The organism is Pseudomonas sp. CBC3 (genome assembly GCF_037967085.1).
Taxonomy (GTDB): Bacteria; Pseudomonadota; Gammaproteobacteria; order Pseudomonadales; family Pseudomonadaceae; genus Stutzerimonas.
The window spans coordinates 38,901-49,373 of the sequence record NZ_JBANEO010000001.1 but is presented as its reverse complement, the minus strand read 5'-3'; the positions used below and the strand labels follow the sequence as shown (position 1 = coordinate 49,373).

The 10,473-nt window shown below is 61.6% G+C and carries 9 protein-coding genes; all 9 read left to right on the top strand.

Features of this window, described 5'->3' with window-relative positions:
- Positions 1–6: 6 nt before the first annotated feature.
- The 9 genes from murD (at position 7) to lpxC (ending at position 10,412) form a co-directional block, all read left to right on the top strand.
- Positions 7–1,350, top strand: coding sequence for a UDP-N-acetylmuramoyl-L-alanine--D-glutamate ligase (gene murD, locus V6943_RS00230; protein WP_131649952.1), 1,344 nt, complete (start codon positions 7–9; stop codon positions 1,348–1,350).
- A complete protein-coding gene (gene ftsW, locus V6943_RS00225) occupies positions 1,350–2,582 on the top strand; it encodes a putative lipid II flippase FtsW (RefSeq protein ID WP_131649953.1) in 1,233 nt (410 codons plus the stop codon). Before murD ends, ftsW begins: the two co-directional genes overlap by 1 nt.
- Positions 2,572–3,642 (top strand): undecaprenyldiphospho-muramoylpentapeptide beta-N-acetylglucosaminyltransferase, encoded by a 1,071-nt coding sequence (gene murG, locus V6943_RS00220; RefSeq protein ID WP_340552255.1) that lies wholly within the window; start codon positions 2,572–2,574, stop codon positions 3,640–3,642. Before ftsW ends, murG begins: the two co-directional genes overlap by 11 nt.
- Positions 3,635–5,089, top strand: a complete 1,455-nt coding sequence (gene murC, locus V6943_RS00215) for a UDP-N-acetylmuramate--L-alanine ligase (protein ID WP_131649955.1) — start codon at positions 3,635–3,637, stop codon at positions 5,087–5,089. The genes murG and murC overlap by 8 nt, the downstream gene beginning before the upstream one ends.
- Positions 5,086–6,030 carry a D-alanine--D-alanine ligase gene (locus V6943_RS00210; RefSeq protein WP_340552254.1) on the top strand — a complete coding sequence of 315 codons (945 nt, stop codon included), beginning with the start codon at positions 5,086–5,088 and terminating at the stop codon, positions 6,028–6,030. The genes murC and V6943_RS00210 overlap by 4 nt, the downstream gene beginning before the upstream one ends.
- 3 nt (positions 6,031–6,033) lie before the next feature.
- Complete coding sequence (locus tag V6943_RS00205; RefSeq protein ID WP_131649957.1) at positions 6,034–6,891, top strand: cell division protein FtsQ/DivIB; 858 nt, start codon at positions 6,034–6,036, stop codon at positions 6,889–6,891.
- 12 nt (positions 6,892–6,903) lie between these two features.
- Positions 6,904–8,151 (top strand): cell division protein FtsA, encoded by a 1,248-nt coding sequence (gene ftsA, locus V6943_RS00200; protein WP_181100150.1) that lies wholly within the window; start codon positions 6,904–6,906, stop codon positions 8,149–8,151.
- 53 nt (positions 8,152–8,204) lie between these two features.
- Positions 8,205–9,389 (top strand): cell division protein FtsZ, encoded by a 1,185-nt coding sequence (gene ftsZ / locus V6943_RS00195; RefSeq protein WP_131649959.1) that lies wholly within the window; start codon positions 8,205–8,207, stop codon positions 9,387–9,389.
- Positions 9,390–9,500: 111 nt separating this feature from the next.
- Complete coding sequence (gene lpxC, locus V6943_RS00190; RefSeq protein ID WP_131649960.1) at positions 9,501–10,412, top strand: UDP-3-O-acyl-N-acetylglucosamine deacetylase; 912 nt, start codon at positions 9,501–9,503, stop codon at positions 10,410–10,412.
- Positions 10,413–10,473: the final 61 nt, after the last annotated feature.

Here is a 10,473-nt window from a genome sequence, read left to right as displayed (position 1 = left end):
TAAAGAGTGCTCATCGCTTCCGATCAGTTCCGCATCGTCGTCGGTCTCGGCAAGAGCGGCATGTCCCTAGTTCGCCATCTGGCGAGCCGTGGCGTGCCGTTTGCCGTGGCCGATACGCGCGCGAATCCGCCGGAACTGGCCACTCTGCGAGCACAGTATCCGGACGTCGAAGTCCGTTGTGGCGAGCTTGATGCCGAGTTTCTCTGCCGCGCCAGCGAACTGCTGGTCAGCCCCGGCCTGCCGCTCAGCACACCGGCGCTTCAAGTTGCCGCGTCCAGAGGCGTGAAGCTGTCAGGCGACATCGAGCTGTTCGCTCGCGAAGCCAAGGCGCCGATCATCGCGATTACCGGCTCCAATGCGAAAAGCACCGTAACCACGTTGGTCGGCGAGATGGCCGCCGCAGCCGGTCGCAAGGTCGCGGTGGGCGGAAATCTCGGAACCCCCGCACTGGATTTGCTTGACGACGACGTCGAGCTCTATGTGCTGGAACTCTCCAGCTTCCAGTTGGAAACCACCGATCAGCTGAACGCACAGGTTGCGACCTGCCTGAACATTAGCGAAGACCACATGGATCGCTACGAAGGGCTGCCGGCGTATCACCAGGCCAAGCACCGGATTTTCCGCGGCGCACGGCAAGTCGTGATCAATCGTGACGATCGTCTGAGCCGTCCGTTGATCGGTGATGACGTGCCGGCATGGTCGTTCGGCCTTGGCAAACCTGACTTCAAGGGCTTTGGGCTGTTCGAGGAGAACGGGGAAAAGTATCTGGCCTTCCAGTTCGATGCTCTGATGCCTGCTAATCAGTTGAAGATTCGCGGTGCGCACAACCAATCCAACGCTCTGGCCGCTCTGGCCCTAGGGCATGCGGCGGGGCTGCCGTTCGAACCGATGCTCGCTACGTTGCGCCGCTTCGCCGGTCTTGCCCATCGCTGCCAGTGGGTGGGTGAGCGCAAGGGCGTTCATTATTACGACGACTCCAAGGCGACCAACGTGGGCGCTGCGCTGGCCGCCATCGATGGTCTGGGCAGCGATATCGACGGCAAGCTGGTGTTGATTGCCGGCGGCGATGGCAAGGGTGCCGATTTCTCGGGGCTGCGTAGCCCGGTTTCGCATCACTGCCGCCACGTCGTTCTGCTGGGGCGTGATGCCGAGCTGCTCGCGGCTGCGCTCGATGGTGCCGCGCCGATTCACCGTGTCCAGACCCTGCAGGAGGCCGTGCAGCAGGCGGCCGAGCTGGCGCAGTCTGGCGATGCGGTATTGCTGTCGCCGGCCTGCGCCAGCCTCGACATGTTCGTCAATTTCGAAGATCGCGGACGTCAGTTCGCCGCTGCGGTGGGGGCGCTCAACTGATGCTCGCGTTCCTGCGCAGTGCGCCCTCTCCGCTATTCAGCCGCCGTGGCCTGGATCTCGATTTCCCGATGCTCGCGGGTTGTCTGGCGCTGCTGGGCCTGGGGCTCGTGATGATTACCTCAGCGTCCTCGGAGGTCGCTGCGGTGAATGCCGGCAATTCGCTGTACCACATGGTTCGCCATCTGGTGTACGTGCTGCTCGGTCTGGGGGCCGCGGCGGCCGTGTTGTTGGTGCCCTTGTCCGTATGGCAGCGGTCGGACTGGATGCTGCTGTTAGCCGCGTTTGCGTTACTGATCCTGGTACTGATTCCGGGCATCGGTCGCGAGGTCAACGGCTCCATGCGCTGGATCGGCTTCGGCGCCTTCAACGTGCAGCCGTCGGAGTTGGCCAAGCTCTTCGTCGTGGTCTATCTCGCCGGTTATCTCGTGCGCCGTCAGCAAGAAGTACGCGAAAGCCTCTGGGGCTTTCTCAAGCCATTCTTGGTGCTGCTGCCGATGGCGATGCTGTTGCTGCTCGAGCCCGACTTCGGTGCGACCGTCGTCATGATGGGCGCGGCGGTGGCGATGCTGTTCCTCGGTGGTGTCGGCTTGATCCGCTTCAGCCTGCTGGTGCTGCTGGCGGTCGGCGCGGTGTTCATCCTGGTGCAGACTCAGGAGTATCGCCTGCAGCGGTTGATCACCTTCACCGACCCCTGGGCTGATCAGTATGGTGCCGGCTACCAATTGACCCAGGCGTTGATTGCGTTCGGGCGGGGCGAATGGCTCGGTGTCGGTCTGGGTAACAGCGTGCAGAAGCAGTTCTACCTGCCTGAAGCGCATACCGATTTCGTGTTTTCTGTGCTGGCGGAAGAACTCGGCATGGTCGGTGCGTTGCTAACGATTTTGCTGTTCGCCTTCGTCGGCGTACGCGCTCTGTATATCGGGCTGGCAGCCGAGCGCGCACGCCAGTTCTTCGCCGCTTACATCGCCTGGGGCGTGGCGTTTTTGTGGCTCGGACAGTTTCTGATCAACGTCGGTGTGAACGTTGGTCTTCTACCGACGAAGGGGCTGACCTTGCCATTCCTGAGCTATGGCGGCAGTTCGCTGGTGGTGACCTGCGCCAGCATGGCTTTGTTGCTGCGTATCGAGTGGGAGAGCCGCACCGTATTGGGTAGCGAAGACGCCGAGTTCAGCGAAGAAGACTTCGCCGAAGTGCCGGAATCCAAGGTCAAGGGGGTCGCCCATGGCCGCTAACGTACTGATCATGGCCGGCGGCACCGGCGGGCACGTTTTCCCGGCGCTGGCCTGTGCGCATGAATTCCAGAGCCGCGGCTACAGCGTGCATTGGCTGGGCACGCCTCGCGGGATCGAGAACGAAGTGGTGCCGGCCGCCGGTCTGCCGCTGCATCTGATCCAAGTGAGCGGGCTGCGGGGCAAAGGCGTGGCGTCGTTACTCAAGGCTCCTTTCCAGCTGCTGCGTTCACTCGGGCAAGCCCGTCGGATCATGCGGGAGCTCAAGCCGGTCTGCGTGCTGGGGCTCGGTGGCTATGTGACGGGTCCAGGCGGTTTGGCCGCGAAGCTGGCCGGTGTGCCGTTGGTGATCCATGAGCAGAATGCCGTCGCTGGGACCGCCAATCGTAGTCTGGTGCCGTTCGCGCAGCGGGTCTGCGAGGCCTTTCCGAATACCTTCGCCAACAGCGCGAAGCGCCGCACGACCGGTAATCCGGTGCGCCATGAACTGTTTCTCGAAACGCCCCGGCAAACGCTGCTAGGGCGTCGTCCTCATCTGCTGGTGCTGGGTGGCAGTCTGGGCGCCGAGCCGTTGAACAAACTGTTGCCCGAAGCCCTCGGCCAATTGGCGCAGGAGCTGCGTCCCGAGGTGTTCCATCAGGCGGGCAAGCAGCACGGCGACATCACCCGGGAGCGCTATGCCGCCGCGGGTGTTGAGGCCGAAGTTGCTCCCTTCATTAAAGACATGTCCCGTGCCTACGCCTGGGCCGACCTGGTGATCTGCCGCGCGGGTGCGCTGACCGTCTGTGAGCTGGCCGCGGCCGGGTTGCCATCGTTCCTGGTGCCTTTGCCCCATGCGATCGACGATCACCAGACCCGCAACGCCGAATATTTGGCGAAGGAGGGCGCAGCCGTTCTTCTCCCACAAGCAAAGACCGATGCTGCCGCGCTGGCCGCGCAGCTGACCGAGGTAATGATGCAGCCGGAAAAACTCAAGACCATGGGGGCCACGGCACGCCGCCTGGCTCGGCCGGACGCCACCCGTACCGTCGTTGATATCTGCCTGGAGGTGGCGCATGGCTAAGTCTCCCGCAGCGGTTAAGGCCGAAGTACGTCGTATGCGCCGCATCCGCAGGATTCATTTCGTCGGTATTGGCGGCGTCGGTATGTGCGGCATCGCCGAAGTCCTGCTGAATCTCGGCTACGACGTCTCCGGCTCGGATCTGAAAGAATCGGCTAGCACCGAGCGCCTGCAGAATTTCGGTGCGCAAATCTATATCGGACATCAGGCCGGCAATGTGGCCGGGGCCGATGTGCTGGTGGTTTCCAGTGCGGTGAATGCTTCCAACCCCGAGGTCGCATTTGCGCTTGAACAGCGGATCCCGGTGGTGCCGCGTGCCGAGATGCTTGCCGAGCTGATGCGCTATCGCCACGGGATCGCGGTTGCCGGCACCCACGGCAAGACCACCACGACCAGCCTGCTGGCATCGGTGTTTGCTGCGGGCGGACTCGATCCGACCTTCGTCATCGGCGGGCGCCTGACGGCGGCCGGAACCAATGCGCAGCTGGGTAGCAGTCGCTATCTGATTGCCGAAGCCGACGAGAGCGACGCCAGCTTCCTGCACCTGCAGCCGATGGTCGCCGTGGTCACCAACATCGATGCCGACCACATGAGCACCTATGGCGGTGACTTCGGCAAGCTCAAGCGCACCTTCGTGGAGTTCCTGCACAACCTGCCGTTCTACGGGCTTGCGGTGCTCTGCGTAGACGATCCGGTGGTACGCGAGATCATTCCCCAGATTGGCCGCCCGATCACCACCTATGGCCTCAGCGAAGATGCCGATGTGCGGGCCGTCAGCATCCGCCAGGAAGGCATGCGTACCTACTTCACGGTGCTGCGCGATGGCTGCGATGCGCTCGATGTTTCGGTCAACATGCCGGGCAAGCACAACGTCCTCAATGCGCTGGCAACGATCGCCATCGCGACTGACGAGGGCATCGATGATGGCGCCATCGTCCAGGGTTTGTCGGAGTTTGGAGGTGTCGGCCGACGCTTCCAGGTTTATGGCGAGCTGCCGGTGGATGGCGGCAGTGTGATGCTGGTCGACGATTACGGTCATCACCCACGTGAAGTCGCGGCGGTGATCCAGGCCGTACGTGGCGGCTGGCCCGAGCGTCGTCTGGTGATGGTCTATCAGCCTCATCGTTTCAGCCGAACCCGCGATCTGTACGACGATTTCGTTCAGGTGCTGACCGATGCCAATGTGCTGCTGCTGATGGAAGTCTATCCGGCAGGCGAGGAGCCGATTCCTGGCGCCGACAGCCGCCACCTGTGCCACAGCATTCGTCAGCGCGGCCAGCTCGATCCGATCTATATCGAGCGCGGTGTCGAACTGGCGCCGCTGGTCAAACCGCTGCTGCGCGCCGGCGACATTCTGCTCTGCCAAGGCGCCGGAGACATCGGCGGACTGGCTCCCCAATTGATCAACAGTCCCCTGTTTGCTGGCGATGCCGCGAGGAAGAGTGAATGACTGGCCTGCAATCGACCCGTGATCCCAAGGCGTTCGGCCGGGTTGCCGTGCTGTTCGGCGGCAAGAGTGCCGAACGCGAAGTATCGCTGAAGTCCGGTGCTGCCGTACTGGGCGCGCTGCAGTCGGCGGGTGTCGATGCGTTCGGCATCGACGTTGGCGATGATGTGCTGGCTCGCCTGAACAGCGAGCATGTTGACCGCGCCTTCATCGTGCTGCACGGCCGTGGCGGCGAAGATGGCAGCATGCAGGGCCTGCTCGAGTGCGCCGGCATCCCCTATACCGGCAGTGGCATTCTTGCGTCGGCGCTGGCCATGGACAAACTGCGCACCAAACAGGTGTGGCAGAGCCTCGGTCTGCCAACCCCGCGCCATGCCGTGCTGACGACTGAGGCTGACTGTCACGCTGCGGCCGACAGCCTGGGCTTTCCGCTGATCGTCAAACCCGCGCATGAAGGTTCCAGCATCGGCATGGCCAAGGTCGGCGGCATCGCCGAGCTGATTGCCGCTTGGCGCGCTGCCAGTGCCTATGACTCTCAGGTGTTGGTCGAGCAATGGATTCAAGGGCCGGAATACACGGTCGCCACGCTTCGCGGTTCGGTCTTGCCGCCGATCGGGCTGGGTACCCCGCACACCTTTTATGACTACGACGCCAAGTATCTGGCCAGCGATACCCAGTACCGCATTCCCTGCGGTCTGGATGCGGCCAAGGAAGAAGAACTCAAAAATCTTTCCGCCCGTGCCTGCGAGGCCGTGGGTATTCAGGGCTGGGCGCGTGTCGACGTCATGCAGGACAGCACCGGCGCCTTCTGGCTGCTGGAGGTTAACACCGTTCCGGGAATGACCGATCACAGTCTGGTGCCGATGGCGGCGCGCGCGGCTGGGCTGGATTTCCAGCAGCTGGTGCTGGCCATTCTCGATGCCAGCCTGGCGGCAGGTAACTGATCCATGATTACCACGCTACGTCACTCGCAACCCGCTACCGGCCGCGCTTCGCGCAAACCGGCGCAGCGGGGTGCGAGCCGGCTGGTGCAACGTGAACCGCTTTCAGCGCGTCTGCCGCGCCCAAGCCTGAGTTCGCTCAAGCGTGTTCTCTGGCCGGTGCTATTGGTTGCGCTGGTGGTCGGGCTTTACGAACTGGGCGAGCGGCTCGCGCCTTATGCCGATCGGCCCATCGCCAAGGTCAGCGTTCGGGGCGAGCTGAGCTATGTCGATCAACAGGTCGTGCAGGCGCGCATGGCTCCGTTCGTCGAAGCCAGCTTCTTCAAGGTCGATCTCGATGCCCTGCGTCGCGATCTGGAGCAGATGCCATGGATCGCGCACGTGGAAGCGCGCCGTATCTGGCCGGATGAGGTCATGGTGCGCCTCGATGAGCAATTGCCCATCGCCCGTTGGGGCGATGAGGCGCTGTTGAACAACAACGGTCAGGCCTTTGCGCCCAATGACCTAGCTCAGTATGAACACCTGCCGCAGTTGCATGGTCCGAAACGGGCCCAGCAGCGAGTGATGCAGCAATACCAGATGCTTAGCCAGATGCTTCGGCCGCTCGGGTTCTCCATTGCCCGTCTGGAATTGCGGGCTCGGGGCAGCTGGTTCTTGACGACCAGGCAGGGCGTCGAGCTGTTACTGGGAAGGGATCAGATAATCGAAAAAATGCGGCGCTTCACGGCCATCTATCAGCAGGAGCTGGCGCCGGAGAGCGAAAGAATTGCGCGGATCGACCTCCGCTACGCCAATGGCCTGGCCGTTGCGTGGCGCGAGCCGAGCCCGACCACGACGGACGAATCCGTCGTTGCGAAGAATTGAGGAATGAAACACATGTCTAGCGTGCAAAGCGGCAAGATGATCGTCGGCCTCGACATCGGCACCTCCAAGGTGGTGGCGCTGGTGGGCGAAGTGACGCCGGACGGCGAACTCGAAATCGTCGGGATCGGCACCCATCCGTCGCGTGGCCTGAAGAAGGGCGTGGTGGTCAACATCGAGTCCACCGTTCAGTCGATCCAGCGTGCCGTCGAAGAAGCGCAGCTGATGGCCGGCTGCCGCATCCACTCCGCCTTCGTCGGTCTAGCCGGCAACCATATCCGCAGCCTCAACTCCCATGGCATCGTCGCGATCCGGGATCGCGAGGTCAGTACAGCGGATCTAGAACGCGTGCTCGATGCCGCGCAAGCGGTGGCGATTCCGGCTGATCAGCGGGTGCTGCATACGCTTCCGCAGGATTATGTGATCGATAACCAGGAGGGCGTCCGTGAGCCGTTGGGCATGTCCGGCGTGCGTCTGGAAGCGAAGGTTCATGTCGTTACTTGCGCCGTCAACGCAGCGCAGAACATCGAAAAGTGCGTACGTCGCTGCGGCCTGGAAGTCGACGACATCATTCTGGAACAACTCGCATCGGCCCACGCCGTCCTGACCGACGATGAAAAAGAACTGGGCGTCTGCCTGGTGGATATCGGCGGCGGCACAACCGACATCTGCATCTTCACCGAAGGAGCGATTCGGCATACCGCGGTCATTCCGATCGCCGGTGATCAGGTCACCAATGACATCGCCATGGCTCTGCGTACGCCGACCCAGTACGCCGAAGAGATCAAGATCCGCTACGCCTGCGCGCTGGCCAAGCTGGCGGGCCCCGGCGAAACCATCAAGGTACCGAGCGTCGGGGATCGTCCGCCGCGGGAACTCTCACGCCAGGCGTTGGCCGAAGTCGTGGAGCCGCGTTATGACGAACTCTTTACATTGATCCAGGCTGAGCTGCGTCGAAGCGGCTACGAGGATCTGGTCCCGGCAGGGATCGTTCTCACCGGCGGTACGGCGAAGATGGAAGGCGCCGTCGAGCTGGCCGAGGAAATCTTTCACATGCCGGTGCGCCTGGGCGTACCGCACAGCATCAACGGACTCACGGATGTGGTCCGCAATCCTATCTATTCAACGGGCGTGGGCCTGTTGCTGTACGGCATGCGCAAGCAGACCGATGGCACGACCATGTCCGGTCTCGGCAACTTCGCCGAAGAACCCAAAACATCTGTCGTGGACCGGCTCAAAAGCTGGATCCAAGGCAATTTCTGAGCAGTGCGGCAGTAGCAGTAACCACAACTAGAAAGCTGGAAGGAGAGAGGGAAATGTTCGAACTCGTAGATCATACCCCGCAGAGTGCAGTGATTAAGGTCATTGGCGTAGGCGGAGGCGGCGGCAACGCCGTCAATCACATGGTGCGCAACAGCGTCGAAGGCGTCGAATTCATCTGCGCCAACACCGATGCTCAGGCGCTGAAGAAAATTGAAGCGCGGACCGTACTGCAGTTGGGTTCCGCTATTACCAAAGGCCTGGGCGCCGGCACCAATCCCGATATTGGTCGTCAGGCTGCCATGGATGACCGTGAGCGCATTGCCGAGGTGCTGCAGGGCGCTGACATGGTGTTCATCACCACCGGCATGGGCGGTGGTACCGGCACCGGCGCCGCGCCGGTCATCGCTTCGGTTGCCAAGGAAATGGGCATCCTGACCGTAGCAGTGGTGACTCGCCCGTTCCCGTTCGAGGGGCGTCGTCGCATGCAGGTCGCCGACGAGGGCATTCGTCAGCTCTCCGAGTGCGTCGATTCGCTGATCACCATTCCCAACGAAAAGCTGCTGACCATCCTGGGCAAGGATGCGAGCCTGCTCGCGGCTTTCGCCAAGGCCGACGACGTACTCACCGGCGCCGTGCGCGGTATTTCCGACATCATGCAACGCCCAGGCCTGATGAACGTCGACTTCGCCGATGTAAAAACCGTCATGGGGGAAATGGGCATGGCGATGATGGGTACGGGGTGCGCAACCGGCCCCAACCGCGCTCGCGAAGCTACCGAGGCGGCTATCCGCAACCCGCTGCTAGAAGACGTCAATCTGCAGGGTGCTCGCGGCATTTTGGTCAACATCACCGCTGGTCTGGATCTTTCGCTCGGTGAATACGCTGCCGTCGGCGAGATCATCGAGGCGTTCGCGTCCGATGAAGCGACCGTCAAGGTGGGTGCTGTGATCGATCCCGATATGCTCGACGAACTGCACGTTACCGTCGTCGCTACGGGACTCGGCCCGCGTAATGAGAAACCGGTCAAGGTTGTCGACAATACTCTGCAGACCGCAGCGGTCGCGCCGCAGGCAGCGCCGGCTCCACGTCAGGATCAGGCAGCGGTGAACTACCGTGATCTGGACCGCCCGACCATCATGCGCAATCAGGCCAACGTGGCGACTGCGGCGAAAATGAATCCTCAGGAGGACTTGGATTACCTTGATATTCCGGCCTTCCTGCGTCGCCAGGCTGATTGATTTGATTTATCAGGAGTATTGGGTTGATTGGTATTCAGCAAACTGGGGTTCTGCTATGATCGCCACCTTTGTTGGAAACCATTCGCAACAGCGCAATAGCGAAATCAAGCCATGATCAGACAACGCACCTTGAAGAACATCATTCGCGCCACTGGCGTCGGCCTGCATTCGGGGGAAAAGGTATACCTGACCCTGAAGCCGGCACCCGTGGATACTGGAATCGTGTTCTGTCGCACCGATCTCAACCCGCCCGTACAGATTGCCGCACGGGCCGAGAACGTCGGCGAGACAACCATGTCGACCACGCTGGTAAGCGGTGACGTCAAAGTCGACACGGTGGAGCATTTACTTTCGGCCATGGCTGGACTTGGCATCGATAACGCTTATGTCGAGCTTTCCGCATCGGAAGTGCCGATCATGGACGGTAGCGCTGGCCCCTTCGTATTCCTGATTCAATCAGCCGGCCTGCAGGAGCAGGACGCCCCCAAGAAATTCATCCGCATCATCCGCGAGGTCACGGTGGAGGACGGCGACAAGCGCGCCACGTTCATACCATTCGAAGGCTTCAAAGTGAGTTTCGAGATCGACTTCGACCATCCGGTTTTCCGCGGTCGCACCCAAACCGCCAGCGTGGATTTCTCCAGCACTTCCTTTGTCAAGGAAGTCAGTCGTGCACGGACGTTCGGTTTCATGCGCGACATCGAGTTCCTCCGCTCGCACAATCTGGCTTTGGGTGGAAGCGTTGAAAACGCGATTGTGGTTGACGAAGACCACGTGCTCAACGAAGACGGCCTGCGTTATGAGGACGAGTTCGTGAAGCACAAGATTCTCGATGCGATCGGTGATCTTTACTTGCTGGGCACCAGTTTGATCGGCGAATTCCGCGGCTTTAAATCCGGACATGCATTGAACAATCGTTTGCTGCGCACCTTGATGGAACAGAAGGACGCATGGGAAATGGTGACATTCGATGATTCCCAGACCGCACCGATCTCCTACATGCGCCCGGCAGCTGCCGGCTGAGCAGTACTCTCCTTTCCTTTTTTTGAGGCCACCTTCGGGTGGCCTTTTTTTGCTTCAAGCT

Coding starts and splice junctions, on each gene's coding strand:
- ftsW (WP_131649953.1), top strand. CDS start 1,350: ATGCTCGCGTTCCTGCGCAGTGCGCCCTCTCCGCTATTCAGCCGCCGT.
- murG (WP_340552255.1), top strand. CDS start 2,572: ATGGCCGCTAACGTACTGATCATGGCCGGCGGCACCGGCGGGCACGTT.
- murC (WP_131649955.1), top strand. CDS start 3,635: ATGGCTAAGTCTCCCGCAGCGGTTAAGGCCGAAGTACGTCGTATGCGC.
- V6943_RS00210 (WP_340552254.1), top strand. CDS start 5,086: ATGACTGGCCTGCAATCGACCCGTGATCCCAAGGCGTTCGGCCGGGTT.
- V6943_RS00205 (WP_131649957.1), top strand. CDS start 6,034: ATGATTACCACGCTACGTCACTCGCAACCCGCTACCGGCCGCGCTTCG.
- ftsA (WP_181100150.1), top strand. CDS start 6,904: ATGTCTAGCGTGCAAAGCGGCAAGATGATCGTCGGCCTCGACATCGGC.
- ftsZ (WP_131649959.1), top strand. CDS start 8,205: ATGTTCGAACTCGTAGATCATACCCCGCAGAGTGCAGTGATTAAGGTC.
- lpxC (WP_131649960.1), top strand. CDS start 9,501: ATGATCAGACAACGCACCTTGAAGAACATCATTCGCGCCACTGGCGTC.